22 protein-coding genes are annotated in these 23,195 nt (G+C 36.7%); all 22 read right to left on the bottom strand.

The genetic code is table 11. The features are described 5' to 3' along the window. Positions 1 to 8: 8 nt before the first annotated feature. The 22 genes from O3599_RS06245 to O3599_RS06140 all read right to left on the bottom strand — a co-directional run bounded on the left by O3599_RS06245 (position 9) and on the right by O3599_RS06140 (position 23,169). A complete protein-coding gene (locus O3599_RS06245; RefSeq protein ID WP_020903145.1) occupies positions 9 to 446 on the bottom strand; it encodes a PTS sugar transporter subunit IIA in 438 nt (145 codons plus the stop codon). Positions 447 to 606: 160 nt separating this feature from the next. Then, positions 607 to 1,899, bottom strand: coding sequence for an ABC transporter substrate-binding protein (locus O3599_RS06240; RefSeq protein ID WP_247939757.1), 1,293 nt, complete (start codon positions 1,897 to 1,899; stop codon positions 607 to 609). Further along, positions 1,896 to 2,579, bottom strand: a complete 684-nt coding sequence (locus O3599_RS06235; RefSeq protein WP_020903143.1) for a response regulator transcription factor — start codon at positions 2,577 to 2,579, stop codon at positions 1,896 to 1,898. The genes O3599_RS06240 and O3599_RS06235 overlap by 4 nt, the downstream gene beginning before the upstream one ends. Next, a complete protein-coding gene (locus tag O3599_RS06230; RefSeq protein WP_020903142.1) occupies positions 2,554 to 3,891 on the bottom strand; it encodes a sensor histidine kinase in 1,338 nt (445 codons plus the stop codon). Before O3599_RS06230 ends, O3599_RS06235 begins: the two co-directional genes overlap by 26 nt. Further along, on the bottom strand, positions 3,891 to 4,856 hold the full coding sequence (locus tag O3599_RS06225; protein WP_020903141.1) for a substrate-binding domain-containing protein: 966 nt from the start codon (positions 4,854 to 4,856) through the stop codon (positions 3,891 to 3,893). The genes O3599_RS06230 and O3599_RS06225 overlap by 1 nt, the downstream gene beginning before the upstream one ends. Before the next feature lie 87 nt (positions 4,857 to 4,943). Then, complete coding sequence (locus tag O3599_RS06220; RefSeq protein WP_000282467.1) at positions 4,944 to 5,339, bottom strand: single-stranded DNA-binding protein; 396 nt, start codon at positions 5,337 to 5,339, stop codon at positions 4,944 to 4,946. 76 nt (positions 5,340 to 5,415) lie between these two features. Further along, positions 5,416 to 6,177, bottom strand: a complete 762-nt coding sequence (locus O3599_RS06215) for an SDR family NAD(P)-dependent oxidoreductase (RefSeq protein ID WP_247939756.1) — start codon at positions 6,175 to 6,177, stop codon at positions 5,416 to 5,418. Between the two features lie 41 nt (positions 6,178 to 6,218). Beyond that, positions 6,219 to 6,845: a YtpR family tRNA-binding protein gene (gene ytpR / locus O3599_RS06210; RefSeq protein ID WP_247939755.1), complete on the bottom strand. Its 627-nt coding sequence runs from the start codon at positions 6,843 to 6,845 to the stop codon at positions 6,219 to 6,221. A gap of 15 nt (positions 6,846 to 6,860) precedes the next feature. Then, positions 6,861 to 7,178 carry a thioredoxin family protein gene (locus tag O3599_RS06205; RefSeq protein ID WP_247939754.1) on the bottom strand — a complete coding sequence of 106 codons (318 nt, stop codon included), beginning with the start codon at positions 7,176 to 7,178 and terminating at the stop codon, positions 6,861 to 6,863. Next, the gene (locus O3599_RS06200) at positions 7,175 to 7,474 is read right to left on the bottom strand and encodes a DUF4651 domain-containing protein (protein WP_247939753.1); all 300 of its coding nucleotides are present in this window, start codon (positions 7,472 to 7,474) and stop codon (positions 7,175 to 7,177) included. The genes O3599_RS06205 and O3599_RS06200 overlap by 4 nt, the downstream gene beginning before the upstream one ends. Before the next feature lie 249 nt (positions 7,475 to 7,723). Beyond that, positions 7,724 to 8,797, bottom strand: a complete 1,074-nt coding sequence (locus O3599_RS06195; RefSeq protein WP_247939752.1) for an N-acetylmuramoyl-L-alanine amidase family protein — start codon at positions 8,795 to 8,797, stop codon at positions 7,724 to 7,726. A 119-nt stretch (positions 8,798 to 8,916) separates the two neighbouring features. Next, on the bottom strand, positions 8,917 to 10,524 hold the full coding sequence (locus O3599_RS06190; RefSeq protein WP_247939751.1) for a CTP synthase: 1,608 nt from the start codon (positions 10,522 to 10,524) through the stop codon (positions 8,917 to 8,919). A 236-nt stretch (positions 10,525 to 10,760) separates the two neighbouring features. Beyond that, positions 10,761 to 11,348, bottom strand: coding sequence for a DNA-directed RNA polymerase subunit delta (rpoE, locus tag O3599_RS06185; RefSeq protein WP_031227756.1), 588 nt, complete (start codon positions 11,346 to 11,348; stop codon positions 10,761 to 10,763). Positions 11,349 to 11,479: 131 nt separating this feature from the next. Continuing rightward, positions 11,480 to 13,057 (bottom strand): hypothetical protein, encoded by a 1,578-nt coding sequence (locus tag O3599_RS06180; RefSeq protein WP_247939750.1) that lies wholly within the window; start codon positions 13,055 to 13,057, stop codon positions 11,480 to 11,482. Positions 13,058 to 13,128: 71 nt separating this feature from the next. Then, positions 13,129 to 14,349: a DNA cytosine methyltransferase gene (locus O3599_RS06175; protein WP_261018030.1), complete on the bottom strand. Its 1,221-nt coding sequence runs from the start codon at positions 14,347 to 14,349 to the stop codon at positions 13,129 to 13,131. Between the two features lie 23 nt (positions 14,350 to 14,372). After that, positions 14,373 to 15,005 (bottom strand): HNH endonuclease, encoded by a 633-nt coding sequence (locus O3599_RS06170; RefSeq protein ID WP_247939664.1) that lies wholly within the window; start codon positions 15,003 to 15,005, stop codon positions 14,373 to 14,375. Continuing rightward, positions 14,998 to 15,618, bottom strand: coding sequence for a hypothetical protein (locus O3599_RS06165; RefSeq protein ID WP_247939663.1), 621 nt, complete (start codon positions 15,616 to 15,618; stop codon positions 14,998 to 15,000). Before O3599_RS06165 ends, O3599_RS06170 begins: the two co-directional genes overlap by 8 nt. Positions 15,619 to 15,639: 21 nt before the next feature. Then, positions 15,640 to 17,847, bottom strand: coding sequence for an ATP-binding protein (locus O3599_RS06160; RefSeq protein WP_247939662.1), 2,208 nt, complete (start codon positions 17,845 to 17,847; stop codon positions 15,640 to 15,642). A gap of 3 nt (positions 17,848 to 17,850) precedes the next feature. After that, complete coding sequence (locus O3599_RS06155) at positions 17,851 to 19,332, bottom strand: Eco57I restriction-modification methylase domain-containing protein (RefSeq protein ID WP_247939661.1); 1,482 nt, start codon at positions 19,330 to 19,332, stop codon at positions 17,851 to 17,853. A 54-nt stretch (positions 19,333 to 19,386) separates the two neighbouring features. Then, positions 19,387 to 22,038, bottom strand: a complete 2,652-nt coding sequence (locus tag O3599_RS06150) for a valine--tRNA ligase (RefSeq protein WP_247939660.1) — start codon at positions 22,036 to 22,038, stop codon at positions 19,387 to 19,389. After that, positions 22,031 to 22,609 carry an AAA family ATPase gene (locus O3599_RS06145; protein ID WP_247939659.1) on the bottom strand — a complete coding sequence of 193 codons (579 nt, stop codon included), beginning with the start codon at positions 22,607 to 22,609 and terminating at the stop codon, positions 22,031 to 22,033. The genes O3599_RS06150 and O3599_RS06145 overlap by 8 nt, the downstream gene beginning before the upstream one ends. Then, positions 22,609 to 23,169, bottom strand: a complete 561-nt coding sequence (locus O3599_RS06140) for a GNAT family N-acetyltransferase (RefSeq protein WP_247939658.1) — start codon at positions 23,167 to 23,169, stop codon at positions 22,609 to 22,611. The genes O3599_RS06145 and O3599_RS06140 overlap by 1 nt, the downstream gene beginning before the upstream one ends. Between the last annotated feature and the right edge of the window lie 26 nt (positions 23,170 to 23,195).

The raw sequence follows: 23,195 nt of genomic DNA, 5'->3' as shown, positions 1-23,195 counted from the left end.
TTATATAACTAAATATCGTCTTCTTCATTAAGATTATCATCTGATCCGACTTCAAATTCTTGTAGAGCCGATGATGATTCGTTTAATATCGTAGAAACAAGTTCACTTCCAGTCAGAATGTCTTTCATCACCACTGCTGTAAGTGCCATTGTTAAGTTCATACCTCCCAAAATAGTTGCATTCTCTAATTTTCCAAATTCTTCTAATACTGTTGCAACAGTTGTTAAAGGACTTCCCCCAACAATATCTGCTAAAACAAGAACCGAATCATTTTCATCCAGAGATGCAATAACATTCTTGACCTCTACAGAAAAACCTGCAAGACTTTCTCCATCTTTTAAGCCAATCGCTATGACATCATCTACCTTATCCGAAGCAAACATAGAAAGAGATGATTTCAATCCCTCTGCGAGTCCTCCATGACTGACTAATATCAAATACTTCATATTTCCCTCCTTTTATTGATTTTATTCTATCATCCTTATCTTCACTTTATAATTGTTAAATGTCACAAAAGTTTATTGATAAATGTCAATAAAAAAATGACAAATGTCAATAAAGACATCTGCCATGTTCGTATTATTTAATAAATAATAATCTTGATATCTATTTAAGGGTTCCTATATCTAGTTCTTTTTGTAACTTAATAAGACTACCTTCAATATCCGTGTTATTTTCATCCATAGATAATGCTTCTAATCTTTCTTCTATTCCAACCAATGATTTTGAATTTATTCCTTTTGAAATAGTTGTAATTGAATTTTTCATTATATAATCCAGTGAAGTAGTCGTTAAGGCATTTTGACCAATCATTCCTTTCTTCATCAACTCTTCACTCTTCAAACTAGTTACTACCTCTGGTAATACTGAGCTTCCTTGACCCTTATTAAATAAATTTTGTTGAATTTCACGATTAATTGTTAAAAATTCTATAAATGATACGGCAAGGTTTGAATTGCGAGAACGCGAAGAAAGCACGTATAAGGAAGTATCTGTTACAGTAGAACGAATGTCTTCCTTAGTAGTTGGCAATGAAATACATGTCCAGTTAAAATTTGTATATTTGGCCACATGATAAGGAAAAGGTTTATATGTTCGATATTGTGCCAAACTCATTGGATAAAAGGCCACATGCCCTTCATCAAAATCTTTATAGGTTACTTTGTAACGTCCGTTTAATTGATTCAATCCCCTTATATAGGATAAAGCATCCTTCATTTCTGACGAATCTATACGAGGAATACCACTCTCAGAAATATTAACACCAAAGGCCGCTAGAGATTCTTTCCAACTATATCCTGTTATCCCAAATTGATCAACGATTCCATCTCCATCGGTATCTTTTGTAACTTTTTTACTAATCTCATAGAGATCTTTCTGCGTCCACCCTACTTTAGGAATTTCAATGCCCTCTCTTAAAAGTAAATCTTGATTTACACACATCAACATGGGATTGCTTTCATATGGAAGACCATATAAATCATCTCCGTATTTTGCTGCCTGCAAAGATACATCATAGAAATTAGAGGCATCTTCTTGAGACAGATAGGAATTTAGGTTTTTTAAAATACCTTTTGATGCAAATAAAGATAATTGGTCGCTTGATAATAGAAATACATCCGGTTCAGAACCTTTTAAAATTTGACTTGAAATCCAATTAGAATACTCCTCCTTAGGAATACCTGAATCATATACAATTTTAACCCCTGGATGAAGCTCTTCAAATTTCTTAATAGCCTCATCTAGTACATAGCTGTTATTCCCTGTAGGAATTCCCCAACTAGAATCAGAATAAAAACCCAGCCTAATAATCTTTATCTGCTTGTTTTCCCAAATAAGAAATAAACTCAAGCAACTTAGCACAAACAGTATCGCTAGAAACAATTGCTTTACTTTCATTTATCCATTTCCTTTGAAAAATTCTTTTGTGTCACACCTGTTTGTACAGCCCATATGGCTAACTGTGTCCTATCTCTCAAATTTAGTTTTGAAAGAATGATAGAAAGGTAATTGCGCACTGTTCCCTCGGATAAAAAAAGATTACTGGCAATTTCCTTATTTGATTCTCCAAATGCCACTTGCTGAATAATTTTCCATTCTGTCAGTGATATATTTTCAATATTCTCTTCCTTCACAGTAATAGAAAAATTGGTCTGTGCCATCTGCGAGAACAATTGAAATACCTTACTAGCTATATTAGGATTAATCATAGCTCCACCTTTATACACTGTCTGAATGGCTTGATATAACTCGTCGGTTGAAACTCCTTTTAATAAATAGCCAGATGCACCATATTTTAAAGCACTAAAAATGAATTCGTCGTCATCAAATGTTGTTAAGATTATAATTTTTATATTTGGAAAAAGTTTTTTGATTTCTTTTGTAGCCAATACTCCATCCATTCTAGGCATTCTAATGTCCATTAAAATTATATCCGGTTTTACAGTCATAATGTTATCCATAGCTTCGATACCATCACCAACGACGGATACAACATCAATATCAGCATATACTGATAAAATGATCTGCAAAGACTCTCTAATTAACGCCTGATCATCTGCAATCATTACCTTTATCATATACTTCACCTCCTATTTTTGGAAAAACTATTTTAGTGTAAAATCCTTCCCTATTTTCAAAATGAATAGAACCACCTAAAATAGAAACTCGCTCTCTCATTTGTTTCAAGCCATACCCAATTTGTAAGTCGTCAAAACCTATTCCATTATCGTGCAAAACTATTATGTTGTTATCCTCACTCATAAAGCGAATGCTCATTTTACTAGCATGTCCGTGACGAACAGAATTTGTCATAGATTCTTGTATAATCCTAAAAATAGTATCTTCCTGCATAACATCTAAATCAATATTCCCCCATTCATATTTTAGATCGACAGAGAGTTTTGATAGAGACTCATACTCACTAATCATTAATATTAGAGCATCTTTTAAACCATTATTTTGCAAAGCTCCTGGTCTTAGTCTATGTAATGATCCCCTAACATCTTTTATCCCCTCTCTAACTGCATTTGAAACATTTTTCAACTGTTCTTTAGCACGGATAGGATGAACATCAATTAGTACAGAAACAGCATCAATCCCTGCTGAAATTCCTGTCAACGCATGACCTAGAGTATCATGAATTTCCCGAGCAATTCTTTTCCTTTCTCGATCTTCAGCAATTTTCTCTGATAACGATATGTAATGATTCAATTCAGTGTTGACTCTAGATAACATTTTAAGCTCTTCCTCAATATTATGGTGCTCTTTAATCACGTATAGGATATAAGACAATAAAGAGATGATGAAAATAATAACGTTTAATGACGTCAATGCATTTTCTAAAAATAACACTACACCTCGTATGGACGATGGGTAAAATTGGATATAGGTAGAAAGAGATGGAACTTTTATAAATAGTGACAAGATTTCATAGTCTGTTAAAAGTAACATTAAAAAACTCAAGAAAATAAAAATAATCCAAGAACGTTTACTATCAGAGTCTTGAAACTCTCTTGAACTATAGAATATATCAGCAAAAACTAATAATATTATTCCATTGTATGACAGATTTTGTGACCATATAACACCAATCATTAATACTATTTCAAACAAATTCCATTTTGAAAAAATTGGCCATTTTTTCTCAGTTGAATACATTTTATAGGTAGATATAAAAATAATACCGACAAAAAAGATAATTGAATACCAAAAAATCTGGTCAGGTGATTTTGAAATATTGTTTAATTCTCCCAATAAGAGTATCATCTGTCCCTTTGAAATTACATAGTTTGTAATCTGTATATACAAAGCTCCATTGTATATAATGGTTAGAAAATTAATTAATAAAAGCAAAATTATAGAGTACTGGACACCTTTTACCTGTTTCATTACTGCCACCCATTAATATCAAACTGAATTATATTATTTTTATCAACAAATTGTACAGGTATAGTATATAATTCTTCAACTTCTTCTTTTTTTACTAATAAATCTATTGTTTCCGATACTTTTCTACCCATATGAGATGGAAATTGAGCAACCGTTCCCGTAACTTCATCTGTTGTAGCTAATAAATGCTTCATATCTGGTGAACCATCTATTCCGTAAATAAGTTTTTTTGAAGTTACTTTCAATTCTTTAATTGCTGCTAAAGCTCCTATAGCTGCTCTATCATTTAAAGCCACTATAGCATCAAATTGTAAACCTTCAGATAACGCATCACCTACAGTAGTCATAGCATACTCTGTTTGACCAACCGTTTCTCTTTCTGAGATAATTTGATAATGTTCTTCTGATTTTATTGTATCCAAAAAACCAGTTATTCTCTGATTGGCTGATAAAGCATCTTTGTGCGTTAACAAAAGAATATGAGCATTTGAGGTACGTTTCATCAAATCCTTGGCAATTAATATCCCAGCATGGTAATTATCAGAAACTATACTCGTATCAACTTTTATATTATTCAACTGACTATCTACTGCTATAACTCTAATTCCAAAATTCTTTGCCCTACTTAACGCTTCTACAATTTGCTCGCTATCACTCTTAACCGGATTAATAACAATAACATTCACTCGCTTCTCTATAAACTCATCAATTTGTTTACTCTGTTTCTCTTCACTCATCTCTGCGTCCCGAGTATACAATATCTGACCTTCTGAATCAGAATAGCGTTGAATCTCATTATGTAAATGTCTATAAAATTCACTATTCATCGTCATATAAGTCGCTCCAACTTTTATTTGTCCCGGAATAGGATCTGTCTGACTCACATGAGTATAAATCGCAAAAACAAATACGACTACTGTACAAAATATAATTTTGACGATTGTTCTTGTATATTCTCTACTCATTCCAACCTCCAAAAAGTTTCAACTAGTTCATTGTAACACATTTATACATTATAAAAAAGCCTGAGACCAACTCAGACTTTTTAATGCTTAAAATGGCAATTCTTCCTCTTCCAAAACCAAATCCGCCAAATCTTGTCCTGCATTATTTTCACGCATGGCACGTTGAGCACGACTTTCCAAGAGTTGGAATCCAGTAACAAGTACTTCGGTCACGTAGTTCATCTGGCCATTTTTCTCAAAACGACGGGTACGCAATTCTCCATCAACGGAAATGAGACTACCTTTGGTTGCGTAGCTTGCCAAAGTTTCTGCTAGTCTGCCCCATAGGACCATATTGACAAAATCAGCTTCGCGTTCCCCGTTTTGGTCTTTGTAACGACGATTTACAGCGATAGTTGCTCGTGCTACTGACTTGTCATTGTTGGTTTTGTGCAATTCTGGTGTAGACGTCAAACGCCCAATCATGATAACTTTATTATACATATTTTTTCCTCCTACTTATCTATTCGTAGGAAATCAAAAAAAGTTACAGAAATTTGTAACTTTTCGAAGAAATTTTTTACTTTTTATGAACCATAAATCCTGTCGCCTGTTGATTGGCCATAATGGTCATATCTGTAATCTGCACACGATGAGGTTGACTGGTCACATAGACTACTGTGTCTGCAATATCCTGAGCTTGCAAAGCTTCGATTCCTTGGTAAACGGACGCAGCTCGTTCTTTATCACCGTGAAAACGTACCGTCGAAAAATCTGTTTCGACAATTCCAGGCTGAATGGTGGTCACCTTGATATCTGTTGCAATGGTATCAATTCGCAGACCATCTGAAAAGGTCTTAACTGCTGCCTTGGTAGCTGAATAAACTGCTGCACCCGCATAGGCATAAATTCCTGCGGTTGAGCCCATATTGATGATATGTCCTTGATTGGCTTTTACCATTGCTGGCAAGAAACAGCGAGTAACTGCCATCAAACCTTTGACATTGGTATCTAGCATGGTCAGCATATCCAACTCTTCATAGTCCTGATAAGGTGCTAAACCTAGAGCCAGTCCGGCATTGTTGATCAGAATATCAATCTGTCCTACTCTTTCTAGAATATCGGAGCATACAGTCTTTACCATGGTCATATCCGTGACATCTAGGGGAAAAGTCCAAACTGTTTGATTTGGAAAAGTTTCTGCAAACTCCGACTTGAGGGTTTCTAGTCTGTCTGTCCGTCGTCCTGTTAGAACGACATTCTCACCCTGCTCCAGATAAGCACGCGCAATCGCTTCACCGATACCTGATGTCGCTCCTGTAATCACAACATTTTTTGCCATCTTATTTCCTTCTATCTGGTCTATCAGATATTAACAACTTCTTAGGCAGTCCAGTGTTTAGCTGGATCAAATGGAGTTCCAACAACTTGGTCTTCTGATAATTCAATAATACCACGTTTTTGCGGAGCATTTGGCAGATGCAATTCACGAGGACTACACATCATGCCAAAACTCTTTTCACCACGAAGCTCACCTGGGAAAATGAGATTGCCTTTGGGCATCATTGCTCCAGGAAGGGCTACAATGGTTTTCAGACCGACACGCGCATTGGGAGCTCCTGCAACGATTTGTACCGTCTTATCACTTGCGACTGCAACTTGGCAGATGTTGAGGTGGTCACTATCTGGATGGGCTACCATCTCGACAATTTCACCAACAACAAACTTAGGTTCCTTATCATTGACAATTTCTTCTGTAAAGCCTTCTGCCTGCAATTCTTGGTTCAAACGAACGACTTGCTCATCTGATAAAAAGACTTGACCACGCTCTGCAATTTCAAATAAACTTGAAACTTCAAAAATATTCCAAGCCACTGTTTCCCCATTATCTTTGAGAAAAACACGGGCTACCTTGCCTTTGCGCTCCACATCCAACTTGGCATCTCCGCTATTTTTCACGATGACCATAAGGACATCGCCGACATGTTCTTTGTTATATGTAAAAATCATTGTTTCCTTTTTCTCCTATTTCAGTCCTGCTAAAAAGTCATTAATTTGTTGCTTGCTTTTACGGTCGCGATTGACAAAACGACCGATTTCCTTGTCCTTTTCTAGAACAACAAGGCTAGGGATTCCGTAAACATCCCAGAGTTTAGCTAAATCCATATACTGGTCTCGGTCCACTCGAATAAAGGTAAACTCTGGATTAGTTTTCTCAATCTCTGGCAAGGCAGGATAGATATAACGGCAATCGCCACACCAGTCCGCCACAAAAAGGAAAACCTTCTTGCCATCTTTTTCTACTAAAGATGCTAATTCTTCTAAACTTTCTGGCTGTATCATAAGACTTCCTCCTCATAGACTAGGTCTTCATTTTCATAGACAAAGCTATAATGACGGCCATCCTCAAAAATGACGCCACCAACCAAGCTCTCTAGACTGCTTTCATAGACTTGAACATAGAGGGTCGCAATTTCCCCCATGTCTGAAAAATGGTCTCGTACAATCGCTGTCAACTCTTCCTGAGTCTTCATGAGCTTATGGTCATCTGCAACTTTTTTCGTAGCAAGGGCAAGGCTCCCAATACCAAGCAGAGCCAAGCCTGCCATCCACATTTTTTTAGCTTTCATACCATTCATTTTAACACAAAAAACGCCTCAGGACAAATGAGGAAGCAGCAGAAACGCAAGTAAAAAGCCCCTTCCTTGCAGGAAAAGGACTTCTTATACTCAATGAAAATCAAAGAGCAAACTAGGAAGCTAGCCGCAGGTTGCTCAAAGCAGCGCTTTGAGATTATAGATAGAATTGACGAAGTCAGCTCAAAACACTGTTTTGAGGTTGTGGATGAAGCTGACGAGGTTTGAAGAGATTTTCGAAGAGTATTATTCTTATTGCCAGGCACCTGAGTCGCCAACGTAGTAACCATCAGGGGTGTAGGTATTGCGAAGCATCTTACCTGATGAAGCTAGATAGTACCACTTGCCATTATCTTTGACCCAATCATTCGCAATCATGGCACCAGAAGAACTTACATAATACCATTCTCCCTTGTCATAAATCCAAGCGCTTGCTTTCATAGCTCCTGAAGTTGATAAATAGTACCACTTGCCTTGGTCGTAAAACCAGTCACTCGCAATCATGGCTCCTGATGATTTAAAGGCATACCAGTTACCACCTTGATAGAGCCAAGTTTGATTGAACATGACTCCTTTATCATTCATAAAGTACCAAGTTCCCTTGTCCTTAACCCAATCCTTCTGCACTAATTGACCTTGTTTTTGATAGTACCAGTTTTGGTTTGATTTTAGCCAGCTTTCTGCTTTTACAATCGGATAAAGTTCTTTGAAAGATCCTCCATCATATTTACGACTGATAGATTTTAGTTTTTCTAGTTTCAACTCGTCATTATCATAATTTGCCCAAGCAAAGACTTTTTGACCATTGACAGTCTCTGGTAAGGTAGCAGTGTAAGTCTTGGTTTGATAATCCCATTTAGCATCGAGGTAAGTGTATTGATTATTTGATTCTTCAATACGATAGTAACCTCTCTTTCCACTATCATTATGAATATCATCCACAACTTTCGTTGACCAGGTCTTTACTTCGTTTCCGCTCTTGGCCTCTACCTTGATATCTCCTCTATAGCCATATGGAACATAGAAATTCAGGTAACGTCCTTCTTCCCCGATCATAGACTTGTCCTTTTCTTGACCTAGGAAATTGACAGTCTGATCTTGACCATCGAGACTAACCGTCCACTCGATTTTCTCGGTTTTTGGCAAATCCAAGACTTTGATATCCACTTCATGACCATTGTTAAACCGAAGAATCTTGCCATCATGATACTGTACTCCACACTTAACAACCCATTCTTCTTTAAGCTCAAATGCCTGCCCTGAATGTGGAAAAGCCAGTAAAGCTAGACCAGCTAGAGACAAACCAAATAGTGTGATTTTTTTCATTGTAAATCCTCCTTAACTTTTGTTATGTTAATTATATCACTATGTTTTTAATTTGCAAATATTATCCTAAATATGCAAGCAAAAAACCTCTGAGATTGTTCTCAAAGGTTCTGATTTAGCTAATTACTATTCTCGACCGCTGCAGTGACAAAGGCAGTGTAGAGTTCTTCTGGGCGGTTTGGACGGCTGGAAAGTTCAGGGTGATACTGACACGCTACAAAGAATTTATTTTCAGGAATTTCCACAATTTCAACCAAACGATTGTCTGGAGAAACACCTGAGAAGACAAAGCCTGCTTCCTCAAACTGCTCACGGAAGGCATTGTTAAACTCATAGCGGTGACGGTGACGGCGTTGCACCACTTCTTGATTGTGATAAGCAGCTGCTGCCTTAGAACCACGTTTCAACTTAGATGGGTAAAGTCCCAAACGAAGGGTTCCACCCATATCCTCAACATCAATCTGATCACGCATGATATCAATGATAGGGTATTTTGTTTCTGGTGCAAGCTCTGCAGAATTGGCACCTTCAAGGCCTAAAACGTTACGAGCAAACTCGATACATGTCAACTGCATTCCCAAGCAGACACCTAACATTGGAACATCATTTTCACGCGCATAGCGAATGGCTTGGATTTTCCCTTCCGTACCACGTTGACCAAAACCTCCTGGTACGATGATTCCGTCCGCATCAGACAAGAGTTCCGCCACATTCTCTGCTGTCACATCATTGGCATTGACCCAATTGATTTTAACTTCTGCGTCATTTGCATAACCAGAGTGTTTCAAGGCTTCGACCACTGAGATGTAGGCATCTTGCAACTCAACATACTTACCGACAAGGGAAATTTTAACTTGTTTTTTCAGGTTCATGACCTTATCCACCATGGCTGACCATTCAGTCATATCCGCTGCTGGTGCATCTAATTTCAAATGGTCACAGACAATTTGGTCCATACTTTGCGCCTGCAAGTTCAATGGAATTTGGTAAAGGTGTTCAACATCCAATGATTCGATAACAGCTTCTGGTGCTACATCACAGAACTGGGCTAGCTTATTTTTAATTCCTTGACCAGCTGGTTGCTCTGTACGAATCACCAACATATTTGGTTGGATTCCCAATCCACGCAATTCTTTGACAGAGTGTTGAGTTGGTTTGGTCTTCATTTCACCAGCGGCCTTGAGGTATGGAAGCAAGGTTGTATGGATGTACATAACATTATCCGCCCCCACATCTGCCTTCATCTGACGAAGGGCCTCTAGGAATGGCAAGGACTCGATATCCCCAACTGTTCCACCAACTTCTGTGATAATGACATCCGAGTCGGTCGTTACAGCGGCACGCTTGATTTTTTCTTTCAAAGCATCTGTGATATGAGGAATGACTTGAACAGTTGCCCCAAGGTATTCTCCACGTCGTTCCTTACGAAGAACTTCACTGTAAATTTTACCAGTTGTCACGTTGGAATATTTATTAAGATTGATATCGATGAAACGTTCATAGTGACCCAAGTCCAAATCTGTCTCAGCTCCATCATCTGTCACAAATACTTCCCCGTGCTGGTAAGGACTCATAGTTCCCGGATCGATATTGATATAAGGATCAAACTTTTGAATGGTTACTTTGAGACCACGATTTTTCAAGAGACGGCCTAGACTCGCTGCAACGATCCCTTTCCCAATAGACGATACCACACCACCAGTTACAAAAATATATTTCGTAGACATAGATTCCTCTTTCTAAAATGCTCAAGGTCTTGTCAACTACGAGGGGACATAGAAAACAAGACCCTACTAATAAGAATAATCTGGGACGACTGCACCAGATTCACAACTAAAATACAAGAAGATAACTTCTTGAAAAAACAAAAATAGCTCCCTAAGAACTAGGGAGCTCCGACCTCTAAAAGAGGTGCCCGAACAATATGATACCTAAAAATAGGATAATTGTCAATAGCTAACTTTTATTCCTCGATGTTTTCAGAATCATCGTCTGAAAACTCGTCATCTTCTTCATTGAGATCCACGTCTTCACCCAAGTCATCAGGAGCAATTTCGTTGATTTCTGCATCGTAAGCTTCCACTTCATTTTTCTCATCATCTGGATTTTCATCATCGTATGAAAGAGCTGGATCTGCTTCGTATGCATCTTCGTCTTCTGGATCATCCGCATTATAGTCAATGGCATCTGAATCACCATCCATGAAGGCATTGACACGTTTTTTCTTAGCTTTTGGTGCTACTTCATCGTCGTCATTTTCTTCAAGAGCGATAATTTCTTCGTCGATTTCGTCCACACCATACCATGAACGAAGACCCCATTTGTTGTCTCCAAGTGAGATGAAGCTACCGTCAAAGTTCAACTCTGTGTAGAACAAAGGCAAAGCTTCACGGATATCGCTGTTTGATGTTCCAAGGTAGTTTTGAATTTCGTTTACAAGATCGCTAAAATGCATCTCGTGATCACGACCACGAAGTTCCAAGATAGCACGCGCTACCTCAATCATAGATAGTTCACTTTTTTCTTGCCCAGCAAATACTTCTAATTCCAAAGCGTTTCTCCTCATTTTTACTACTATCGCCAGAGCGAACAGACTCTGACCTCATTTTATCATGTACTCTTTATTTTACGATAATTTTGCGGAATAGTCAAAGGTTAAATGGGAGAAAGTGACAGGACTTTTTATTTCTTTGCTACCCATCCGATGGTATCGCTAGGTGGATTTTCAATATCAATCCCGATGAATTCAATACCAATTTCCCCATTTTTAAACTTAGTCAAACGAATGCCGTTGATTTCCAGCTCATTGAGTCGTTGACCTGTCAAGACTTCACGTTCTTTCAACTGGAAAACACCACGTAAAATCCACTTCCCGAGGATTTCTTGCTTATCGGTAGACTGAATAGCCTTACCAGCTTCTTGATTTATATAGGCGTTAATAACATCACCAGAAGATAAAAAGCGTAGTTTAAAAGTTCTTTCTTCTTTAGATAAAGCTAATTTTTTAGTTCCAGGCTCAAAAGCCCCAAATCCAGGACCAAAGAAGTCTGGCCTTTCGTCATGAAAGTTCTTAGAGTCTGGCAGAGGAATGTAAACTTCACTAACTGGACGATAAACCAGCTGTTCAATCTCTTTGATGAGTTTTTTATTGCCAGTATTGTGGACAAAGTGAATCAAGTCCTCACGAATCGCCTTCATCTGAGCTTTTTCTTCCTTACTAGTCCATTTTTTCAAGAGGATTTCTTCTAAGGAAAAAATTACAAAAGCTAGTTCTTCTGGAGCCAGACTAGTCTTAAATTTATCCTGAATCTTTAAAATCCGTGGTAGCCGATCTTTCTTAGATAGTTTTGAACCACCATTAAAGGCATTGAAACCAGAGTTTTCTTCCACATTTCCGTGTTTGTCTGTGATTACCCAAGACACCGTTTCTAAGATATCGGATTGTTCCTTTTCAGCTGTTAGCAAATGAAGATTTTCAAAGAGAGAAAAAGGATCTTCGATGTAATGAACGTCCCAAGTATCTACCACAATATCTTTATTATTAAAAGTCATGTGGAGCTGGCTGTCAGCTGCTGTATACTTGTAGTGGTGTTGCCCATCCGTAAATCGAAAATTGGTTGGATTGTTTTTAGTAGTTGATCCTTCAATGACCAGATTATCAATATCGACTGGCAAATAAGTCGTCTCCCCAACAAAAATCTTAGGATTTTCTCCCTTCGGTGTCGGCATAAGAACGTGATAAACAGCTTCAACATTGACCGAGTCCGAACTAAATCCCTTGATTTGTGCCTTAGAAGATTCGATTCTCTGATTTCTCAAAGTCGCAATTTTTCGTGCCAACTCTTCATAGCGTTGATAGTTTTGCTTGTCTGCCGTTTCTTTATCCGCTGAGATATCTGCATGGAATTTGATATCACCCAACAAGTCCGTCCAATCTTGAGAGTCCTTCTTAAACTGAGCGATCTTTTGGTCTCCAGAATTAATCCCAAAAGATTTAATACCCACTAGGTATTTATGATTTTCATCCACAACGACAGAAGCATCATAGGAGGTATTGGCAATATCTTCCCCAACCGCATTAAAAGCCTTCTGGAAAACAGTCTCCTGAAACTTGGAGTTAACAATCGGAGCTACATAATTCTCTGTTTGTCCCTCATCTTCAGATTCTGCCTTTTGAGAGAAAGCTTGGCTCAAGCTAGCGAAGTTGGTAATTAAGGTTTTGTATTTGTCTTTTTGTTCAGACTTTAGATGTTCCCACATAAGCGCCCTCTTTTCTATCTTCAGTATATCAAAAGAAGATTAGTTTTTCACTAACCCTCTTTATATATTCGTTAATTAATACTGTAAAATTCAAGATTTCCTCGTTTTTTAACCAATTTTAAATAATCTTCACCAGACAGAAGGGCTAGACCATCATCATAAGATTTGATTTTTTCAAGAGCCTGGTCATAGCTATCCGCAAAATCCTTGACATAGGATTGCCCTTCAAATTGTCCATTCATCTTGGTGTAGATAATAGCGAATTTTCCTGAGCGGTTAAGTTGAGATTGCCCTTGGCTGTCATTCAAGGCCTTGGCAACATTTTCCGCGATGCGTTTAATCACGGGGACAACTACACTATTTCCAGCTTGCTTGTACAACTGACCGTTAGAAACACCTTCTGGGATTTTAAAAGATTTAGGATAACCTTGAACATTAAAAGTTTCTTTCGGTGTCAGCTTACGAATCTCACCACTGTCTGTCAAAATTAATGGAACGTTATGTCCACCTGTTCCCATATTGGCTGTCAAAGTAGGGACAACACCATTTTTATTTTCACGGACATATTGACGGCGCCACTGGTAAACCGTATCTTGACTGGTCACTTCAAATTTTAACTGATCGTAAAAATTCTGCTTACCGTCACGGTAGTAGTAGACCTCGTCTAGCTGATCACCAAAGTTAATGACGTCTTGAAGAGAAGTCGTGAGCTTGATTTCCTCTGGGAATTCAAATAAGTCATAAGCTTCCTTGGTATCAAAACCAACGATGTAGATCCGCTCACGGTTTTGAGGGATATTTCCGTAGTCTTTCCCGTTGAGAACCTTCCACTTGATAAAGTAGTTGTTCTCGGTCAAGGCTTCACGAATAACCTTGAAGGTATTGCCATGGTCATGACCTACCATGTTCTTGACATTTTCGATGAAGATAGCACGAGTTTTACATCCCTCAATCATGCGAAGCAATTCGAAGAAAAGATCGCCACGATCATCATCAAATCCCTTGCGATAACCCGCAATACTAAAGGCCTGGCAAGGAAAACCTCCCATAATCACATCCACACGTTCAGCTGGAATGTCCTCTGGCTGAACGTCGTGAATATCACGACCATCTAAATAGGTATCTGGATGGTTTAACTGATAAGTCTGACGCGCATACTTATCAAACTCATTGGCATACACCACTCTGAACTCGTTGGTCTGTTCAAATCCCAACTCAATTCCCCCAACACCTGAGAAAAAAGCTGCAATGTTGTACTTCTCAGAGCGGTTCGAACTTACAGAATTTGTCATGTAGTTACCTGCTTTCTAAAATATTATTGTAATTTATTCAAATTTGGAAAACTATTTCTAAGTTCTAATAATCTTTTATAAATTTTATCTATTTTATCATTTTTAGAAGAGCAAAGATTCAACAATAGATAATCTAATTTCCTATATGCGTAGTCGAATTTCATTTTACTATAGAATGATTTAACCTCTTCATTATTTAAATATTCTTGAGAGATAACTATTTTATAATATTTATCTCGTTCAAAGACTTTTTTTATATTTTCCCCATCAGGGTGTACTATATCAATAATCTTTTTTGTATCAAATTCTTTTTTTGCTTGATTGCAATTTCGACAAGCAAATATAAGATTTTCAATGTGATCTACAGATTTCCCATTTGGAGATGTTTTTTGTAATTCATTAATAAAATGATCTAACTCATATTGAGGAGCTGAATTTATAGAGACTGAAACACCGCAGTAGCCACATTTGTTTTGATAAATTTTCTGAAAAGTCTCATAATAAGCAGAACGTTTATCTTTGATTTTATCATAATGTTTCCCCCGATTGCCATATTTTATTGTTCTCCTATCAATTTTATTTGCTAATTGATTTTTTGATTGAATAATTTTTACAACGTCAGCTTCTTCTTCTCCCACAAATCGATAATCACTCATCTCTATTCTCCAATACTTCCTTCTTTATAATATCTATTAGCTCATCGATTTTTTCGTCTGTCAGTTCTTTATACGATGTTATTTTATTAAGTAAATTTTGTGTTTTTTCAACAATCAATGATCCCTTATAAGCATCTTTGTTTAATTCTAACTCATTACCAATTCTTCTCATCTCTACTATTTCTTTTATTGATTCTTCTATTGTAGGTTTTAAGGATTTATTATAAAAATCATTAGCATCATTTTGAGAAGAACTACCTTTAGAAGTAGCAAATTTGTTTAAAACCCCATAATTTGCTAAATCCCTATTTTGACTTATTACAATTACTTTTATAAAAGGATTTAAAATTCTTAAAACCAATTTAAATTCTTGGCCAGTAAATTTTGAACCAGATTCTGCATTTTCATTCTCGAACAACTTAGAATCAATAACAATAATATCAGACTCTAAAACTCTGCTATCAGTTAATAATGATTCATAATCTCTACTACTATCAAATGTGATTTCATCATAAACGATTTTTATGTCATCTTTTTCAAAACCAACTAAATAATCAATTAATAACGTATCTAGCTTATCATCCACATACATTAATTTAATCTGCTGTGTCATATCATACCTCACTAACAATTTTTAAACATACATTTCTGCTTTTAAATTAAATCCGTTTATTTCTCCATCAATACTAATATTACCATTGAGTTTATAGACTGTGTTATTCACCATCCACATCCCTAAACCATGACCGTCTTCTCTAGTACCTTCGTGAACATTTAATATTTTCAATGGATTATTTTTGTATTTTTTATCAAGACCTTTACCATTGTCAGAATATTCAAGTAGTAATTTCCCTTTATTGTAATCGAAATCAACCGATATTTCTAATTCTTTTCTATATTCATTCACCTGCACACTATTAAGAATTAAGTTATCGAGTATAATCATTAAATAATCGTAAGATATTATTATGACATCTTCGCCGGTACAATTAATTTTAAAGTTAACCCAATTATATTGAGTTTTCCATTTTTCAACTATCTCCTCCACAAGAACTTCTAAACTATATTCTCGTGACTCGAATCTTTCTTTTTTATTTTCATCTATAATAGTATCAGAGAGATCCAAAACTTTTTCTAAATCTTTTTCAAGATTTTCTAATAATAATGGAATATTCCTACTACTGGGCATTTCAGACTTAAGTTCCTCCCAATCATATTTTCTTTTTAAAGCTTCTTCAATTTTTTCAGGATTTACAGCAATTGTATTCCTATTATTGTGTAATTCATGGCTCAACGAACTTATTTTTAATTGTAAAGTAGCAAGAACATTTAACAACTGTGCTTCATAGCGATAATTTTCTTCCACTTCTATTTTTTCAAATGTGATCTCGATAACTTTCTTTTTATACTCTGCGAGTTTGTTTTTCACTTCAACTAAATCTTGAATAGTTAATTCTTCTATGGATTTACTTTGTTCAATAATACTGTCAATTTTATCTTCAATATTAACTTCTTTTATAACTGATGTTTGATTTTCTTTATCTTTTATTTTTCTAATATCTCTAATTATAGATTGTCTATAACTTTCGAATTCCTTTAAAGCACTATCAATGATTTTCTTTAAAATAATAAAATGAATATTTTGAACAATACCCTGCCTATTTGAAATATCTTCAATATGAGAATTTTCTTCTTTATCAATTATAATGTAACCTGATAATTGATTTCGACGAACTCTCCAAGAACCTGTTGGATGTGAGGCAGCGGCTGGTGAAGAAGCAGAACGCTTGCCAAGATCTAACCAGTCTGTTCTACCTTCAAAAGAATCTATACTAAAAGCATTTCTGTATAAAATCACCCCCATGTTAAATCTATTTGATAATGATGTATATTTATATTCATATTTTTCTTTATCTACCTGACTAACATTATTTAAACTAAAATATAATTGACCTTCAAAAGAACCTACTCCCTCTAATAAATCTGCAATCATTCGCTCTGTTATATCTTCTTTTTGAATATCTTCTTCTTCAATTATTAATTCGGAGATTTCTTTATTTAACTCGTCAATCATATTTTGTTCAAACAAATACTCTTTTATATTCTTGCTTGTCATTTTCAAAACAGAATCATTGAATTCATCTGAAAGTACTTGACCAGAAAGTATCTTATTCTTAGAATTGTAATTGATTGCAATAGATTCAAGATAATTTTCACCAATTTTGGGATTTGTCCAAATTAACTCAGTCTCCTCCTCTAAACTTTCTCCATTTTCTACCAAAAACATTATAGAAATTTTCATTTTACTATCTCTATAAGTCTTACTTATATATCTTTTTAACGGTTTAATACTTTTTAATGACCATTTATCTCTTAATTCATTTATTTGAATTTTAGTTCCTTGACTAGCTATATTATAATTAATATCAATCTCTGAACTATTCCAATTGGTTTTCCAGTGATAACCAACTCCAAATTTTTTTTTAGTGAACATATCAACTGATTCACCTAATCTAGCTAAAGCAAACCTTCCAATTCCTTTTGAGCCAGCAAAAATCCGTCCCGTATCAGAATCTTTATAATCTCTAGTACTTTTACCAACATGCATCCAAGCTTGCCTAATATCATTTTCATTCATTCCAGAACCATCATCTATTATTTCAAGCATTAAACGTCCTGTATTCTCAGATTTTTTGAAAATTAAGTTTAACTTACTAGCCCCAGCATCATAAGCATTTTTTATTAATTCTAAAATAGCAGATTCTTTTGTTGAGAAATTATTTCTACCTAAAACCTCTGCAATAATATTATCTTCAACGATATAGTTAAGTTTATCACCCATTTTTTACTCCTCATCAAATAACTTAATCGGGATTCTAATTTTTTTTAGATCGTTAGTGCTTATATTTTTATATCCTGATGAATAGTTCTTAGATATTCTTTTTAAATAATCGACTACAAGTTTTGAATTTAAATACTTTAGAATTCTATTATAAGATGACTGACTCAGATCCCTTAAAAATACAATTGAAATACCAGCCAATACAAAGCCACAATCAATTTGTTTAAATGGAACATCTTCTAAATTAGCAACCTTCGGTATTATAATTTTTTGAGAATAGTAATTTAACATTCCCTGAGTCCGACCAAAATAAATACCATATTTTTCTTGAAAAGAATCATTTAACTCATTTCTCAGATAATTATAAGTATATGGATAACGTTCACTAATTGTAATTATTTTCTGATTTCTATCATCATAGGGAAAGATTGTATAATATTTTTTATTAAGATTAGAAACTCGCACTCCCTTTTTTAAAATAGCTTTTTCAATAACATAATGTCTAGATTTTTTTTCTATAACATAATTATCTTCCAAATCATCAACGATATCTTCTTCAGCAATAATAAATACACTATCTTGTAAGGTGGCTAAACCATTTTTTATATCTGCTATTTCTCCCAGTAAGACGGAGTCTCCTCCTTCATACATAAATTTTTCATCATATAGATAATAAATTTCTTTGTTATGCAGTTCATCATATGAAAAACTCTTTAATTTAGTATTGTTTGAACTTACAATATCTAAATTAGCATTTTCATTAGAAATAACCGTAATTGCTGTATATGTTGTTGCATCTTCAAAATTCAATAAATCACCATAATCAATTATTTTTTCAATGTATTTATTATAGATTAATGTTTGAAGTAGTGTTTCAGCACCTCTAGCTCTCAAATAATTATTTGGACTAATATAACTTATTTTTCCTTTTTTATTCCAGAGAGACAGTCCTAGCTCAAAGAAATAATAATAAATATCAAAGTTAAATCGATTACAGAATTTGCTATGTTTTTTGAGTTTATCAACCATATCTTTGCCCATATTTTTTCTTGAAATATATGGAGGATTACTAATAACATAATCGTATTTTTTTTGTTTATCAAATTTTTGATAATAATCTAACGCATCAAAAATATAAACATTCCAATTTACTGATAAATCATTGTAATATTTACTAACCAATCTATCAAGTCTTGAAATACATAGTTTAATAGCGTCTTCTCTAATATCAAACGCAGAAAAGTTACTTTCCAAATTCTTTTTTATTTTTTCTCGACATTTATTTTGATTCTTTTTGAGAAACTCTTCAACAATTAAACAAAAAATATGTCCTTCTCCAACAGCAGGTTCAATTATTGTGAACTCTTTTGTATAGTCAATATTTAAACAATCAATCATAGTTTTCGCTAATGATTTACTAGTGTAGTAAATACCATTTTTCTTTAAAAAGTTTTGTTGACCCATCACTTTATATTCTCTGTTCATAATTATTATGTCTATTATACCAAAAAAACACGGCTCATCACCGTGTTTCTGTGTTTATTTTACCAACTTCTTCATCTCATCAATACGTGCGACGGTCGCGTCGTATTTAGCTTGGTAGTCGGCTTGTTTGTCGCGTTCTTTTTGGACGACTTCTGGTTTGGCGTTGGCTACGAAGCGTTCGTTAGAGAGCTTCTTACCGACCATATCCAGTTCTTTTTGCCATTTAGCCAGTTCCTTGTCGAGACGAGCCAATTCTTCTTCGACATTGAGGAGGTCTGCCAGTGGCAAGTAGATTTCTGCTCCTGTGATGACGCTTGACATAGCGAGTTCAGGTGCAGGGATAGTTGAGGCGATTTCCAAGTGTTCTGGATTTGTGAAGCGTTTGATGTAGTTGACATTGCTGTTAAAGAAGGCTTCCAAGTCGCTATCGCTTGTCTTAACAAGGATGGTGATAGGCTTGCTTGGAGCAACGTTTACTTCCGCACGCGCATTACGAACAGCACGGATCAAGTCTTTGAGGCTTTCTACACCAGTGTGGGCAGCAAGGTCTTCAAAGGTTGGGTTAACAGTTGGGTATTCTGCTGTAACGATAGAGCCTTCTGAGATTTGTCCAAAGATTTCTTCTGTCACGAATGGCATGATTGGGTGAAGGAGACGAAGTATCTTGTCCAAGGTATAAAGGAGAACAGAACGTGTAATGACTTTCTCTTCTTCATTATCACTATAAAGGACTTCCTTAGTCAACTCAACATACCAGTCCGCAAATTCATCCCAGATGAAGTTGTAGAGGATGTGTCCAGCTACACCAAACTCAAACTTATCAAAGTTTTCAGTGACTTTTCCGATGGTTTCATTGAGGTTGTGGAGAATCCAGCGGTCTGTGACATTTCCAGCTTCCTTGTTAGCAACTTTTTCCACATTAGCCGTTGCTTGCTCAAGGGTCAAGCCTTCATTGTTCATGAGGATGTAGCGAGAGATGTTCCAGATTTTGTTAATAAAGTTCCATGAAGCATCCATTTTCTCGTAAGAGAAGCGGACGTCTTGCCCTGGTGCAGAACCATTTGAAAGGAACCAACGAAGGCTATCTGTTCCGTACTTATCAATAACATCCATTGGGTCTATCCCGTTACCTAGAGATTTCGACATCTTGCGTCCTTGCTCATCACGAATGAGACCATGAATCAAGGCATTTTTGAATGGCGACTTGCCAGTAAATTCCAAACCTTGGAAAATCATTCGAGATACCCAGAACGGAATAATATCATAACCAGTCACCAAAGTTGATGTTGGATAATAACGTTTGAAGTCTTCTGAGTCAACATCAGGCCAGCCCATTGTTGAGAATGGCCAAAGGGCAGAACTGAACCAAGTATCCAAAACGTCTTCGTCCTGAGTCCAACCGTCACCTTCTGGAGCTTCTTCGCCGACATATATTTCACCCTCAGCATTGTACCAAGCAGGGATTTGGTGACCCCACCAAAGCTGACGAGAGATAACCCAGTCGTGGACATTTTCCATCCATTGGAGGAAGGTATCGTTGAAACGAGGTGGGTAGAATTCAACCTTGTCCTCTGTGTCTTGGTTGGCAATAGCATTCTTGGCCAATTGGTCCATCTTAACGAACCATTGCGTAGACAAGCGTGGCTCAACTACAACACCTGTACGCTCTGAGTGACCAACACTGTGGACACGTTTTTCGATTTTGACGAGGGCACCGATTTCTTCCAACTTAGCAACGACTGCCTTACGAGCTTCAAAACGATCCATACCTGCAAATTCGAAGGCTAAATCATTCATAGTACCGTCGTCGTTCATGACATTGACTTGTGGCAAGTTGTGACGTTGACCAACCAAGAAGTCATTTGGATCGTGGGCAGGTGTGATTTTCACGACACCTGTACCAAATTCAGGGTCTGCATGTTCGTCTCCAACGATTGGGATTAATTTATTAGCAATCGGAAGAATAACGTTTTTACCGATCAAGTCCTTGTAACGTGGGTCTTCTGGATTGACTGCAACGGCTACGTCCCCAAACATGGTCTCAGGACGAGTTGTCGCAACTTCAAGGGCGCGTGAACCGTCTTCCAGCATATAGTTCATGTGGTAGAAGGCACCTTCTACGTCCTTGTGGATAACTTCGATATCAGAAAGGGCTGTGCGAGCTGCTGGGTCCCAGTTAATGATAAACTCACCACGGTAGATCCAACCTTTCTTGTAAAGGTCCACAAAGACCTTACGAACAGCTTTTGACAAACCTTCGTCAAGAGTGAAACGCTCGCGAGAGTAGTCTACAGAGAGCCCCATCTTGCCCCATTGTTCCTTGATAGTAGTGGCATATTCGTCTTTCCATTCCCAGACTTTCTCTAGGAATTTTTCACGACCCAAGTCATAACGGCTAATACCCTCACCACGCAAGCGCTCCTCTACCTTAGCCTGAGTTGCAATCCCAGCATGGTCCATACCAGGAAGCCAAAGCGTATCAAAACCTTGCATGCGTTTTTGACGGATGATGATATCTTGAAGAGTCGTATCCCAAGCGTGACCAAGGTGAAGTTTCCCAGTTACGTTTGGTGGTGGAATAACGATCGAATAAGGCTTAGCCTTTTGATCGCCTGAAGACTTGAAGACATCGGCATCAAGCCATTTTTGGTAACGGCCAGCCTCAACCTCGGCTGGATTGTATTTAGGTGAAAGTTCTTTAGACATGTGTGTGTCCTTTCTCTATTTTGTTCATTTTATTTTGAATTTGCTTGGCAACTTCAGCTGCAGACAAATTCGTATTATTTATTTTAAAGTAGTGGTGCAACTCATTCGGTTGATGTTGAGAATTTAATTGAAGTGTTTCAGCAGTCTCTAAAATTTCTCTTTCAGATACCTCAATATGTCGTTTTAAGGGTTTGTGCTTTAATCGGTTCTCCGTTCGATTTCGACGTAAGCGCTCTTCAAGACTTGTTTCCAACTCAACAAAAAGAATCTCTTGATGAAAGTTATCCAACAAATCCTGAATTTGCTTCAAATACATCATCTGGTACTGATTTGAAAAATCAATCACGTCTGTTAAAATCACATATCGCTGATTTCTAGCGCTAGCTCCAAGGAAAGAAAAGGTAATTCCACGAACAAATTCCCACATCTCCTCGGTATAATCCTGATAGATTTCTAGTGCAAAATCGATGGCTTGATGGTTATAAAAGAGGGTAGCATTCGTCAGTCGAGATAACTCTTGACCAATCGTCATTTTCCCAGAAGCTGGAGCCCCAATGATGAAAAGATGCATCAAATTACCTCCCACTCACTCCTCAGCAAGCCATATATCAGACTGTCACAACGGTTGCCTTGGGCATCCTTTCTATCTTTTATTCGAGCTTCGAGGGTAAATCCAAGTTTTTCTGCGACTCGTTGACTTTGGGCATTATAATCAAAACAAGTCAGTTCAATCTTGTGAAGATCCAAATCTTTAAAGGCTAAGTCAATCAAGGCAAACGCTGCTTCTGGCACATAACCGCGTCCCCAATAGTCTGGATGCAAGGTATAGCCAAGCTCTAGCACATCATCCGCATGGCGATGGTTGAAGTCAACAGAACCAATGATTTTATCGGTTCCTTTGACGACAATCCCATAACCAGCTGGGAGATTTTCCTTTTGATTGCGTTTGGGAAGGATATGCTCTAGATAGTGAATCTCATCTTCCAAGGTCTTGACAGGTAGAAATCCGGCTGGGTAAGAGACCTCTGGGAGACTAGCGTAGGTATGGATATCCTCAGCATCAGCCACGGTGCGGACTCGTAAGACTAGCCGTTCTGTTTCTAATCGTTCTGGTAACTCTGCTCTTGTCATCCTTCCCCTCGCTTTCTACAAAAAAC

Source organism: Streptococcus sp. 27098_8_103 (assembly GCF_041432345.1).
Classification (GTDB): Bacteria; Bacillota; Bacilli; order Lactobacillales; family Streptococcaceae; genus Streptococcus; species Streptococcus mitis_BV.
Note: the sequence above shows the minus strand (reverse complement) of the source record. Positions and strands in the feature narration are given on the sequence as shown.

Excerpts from the sequence above, each read along its gene's own strand:
- O3599_RS06245 (WP_020903145.1), bottom strand. The coding sequence starts at position 446 with ATGAAGTATTTGATATTAGTCAGTCATGGAGGACTCGCAGAGGGATTG.
- O3599_RS06240 (WP_247939757.1), bottom strand. The coding sequence starts at position 1,899 with ATGAAAGTAAAGCAATTGTTTCTAGCGATACTGTTTGTGCTAAGTTGC.
- O3599_RS06235 (WP_020903143.1), bottom strand. The coding sequence starts at position 2,579 with ATGATAAAGGTAATGATTGCAGATGATCAGGCGTTAATTAGAGAGTCT.
- O3599_RS06230 (WP_020903142.1), bottom strand. The coding sequence starts at position 3,891 with ATGAAACAGGTAAAAGGTGTCCAGTACTCTATAATTTTGCTTTTATTA.
- O3599_RS06225 (WP_020903141.1), bottom strand. The coding sequence starts at position 4,856 with ATGAGTAGAGAATATACAAGAACAATCGTCAAAATTATATTTTGTACA.
- O3599_RS06220 (WP_000282467.1), bottom strand. The coding sequence starts at position 5,339 with ATGTATAATAAAGTTATCATGATTGGGCGTTTGACGTCTACACCAGAA.
- O3599_RS06215 (WP_247939756.1), bottom strand. The coding sequence starts at position 6,177 with ATGGCAAAAAATGTTGTGATTACAGGAGCGACATCAGGTATCGGTGAA.
- ytpR (WP_247939755.1), bottom strand. The coding sequence starts at position 6,845 with ATGATTTTTACATATAACAAAGAACATGTCGGCGATGTCCTTATGGTC.
- O3599_RS06205 (WP_247939754.1), bottom strand. The coding sequence starts at position 7,178 with ATGATACAGCCAGAAAGTTTAGAAGAATTAGCATCTTTAGTAGAAAAA.
- O3599_RS06200 (WP_247939753.1), bottom strand. The coding sequence starts at position 7,474 with ATGAATGGTATGAAAGCTAAAAAAATGTGGATGGCAGGCTTGGCTCTG.
- O3599_RS06195 (WP_247939752.1), bottom strand. The coding sequence starts at position 8,797 with ATGAAAAAAATCACACTATTTGGTTTGTCTCTAGCTGGTCTAGCTTTA.
- O3599_RS06190 (WP_247939751.1), bottom strand. The coding sequence starts at position 10,524 with ATGTCTACGAAATATATTTTTGTAACTGGTGGTGTGGTATCGTCTATT.
- O3599_RS06180 (WP_247939750.1), bottom strand. The coding sequence starts at position 13,057 with ATGTGGGAACATCTAAAGTCTGAACAAAAAGACAAATACAAAACCTTA.
- O3599_RS06175 (WP_261018030.1), bottom strand. The coding sequence starts at position 14,349 with ATGACAAATTCTGTAAGTTCGAACCGCTCTGAGAAGTACAACATTGCA.
- O3599_RS06170 (WP_247939664.1), bottom strand. The coding sequence starts at position 15,005 with ATGAGTGATTATCGATTTGTGGGAGAAGAAGAAGCTGACGTTGTAAAA.
- O3599_RS06165 (WP_247939663.1), bottom strand. The coding sequence starts at position 15,618 with ATGACACAGCAGATTAAATTAATGTATGTGGATGATAAGCTAGATACG.
- O3599_RS06160 (WP_247939662.1), bottom strand. The coding sequence starts at position 17,847 with ATGGGTGATAAACTTAACTATATCGTTGAAGATAATATTATTGCAGAG.
- O3599_RS06155 (WP_247939661.1), bottom strand. The coding sequence starts at position 19,332 with ATGAACAGAGAATATAAAGTGATGGGTCAACAAAACTTTTTAAAGAAA.
- O3599_RS06150 (WP_247939660.1), bottom strand. The coding sequence starts at position 22,038 with ATGTCTAAAGAACTTTCACCTAAATACAATCCAGCCGAGGTTGAGGCT.
- O3599_RS06145 (WP_247939659.1), bottom strand. The coding sequence starts at position 22,609 with ATGCATCTTTTCATCATTGGGGCTCCAGCTTCTGGGAAAATGACGATT.
- O3599_RS06140 (WP_247939658.1), bottom strand. The coding sequence starts at position 23,169 with ATGACAAGAGCAGAGTTACCAGAACGATTAGAAACAGAACGGCTAGTC.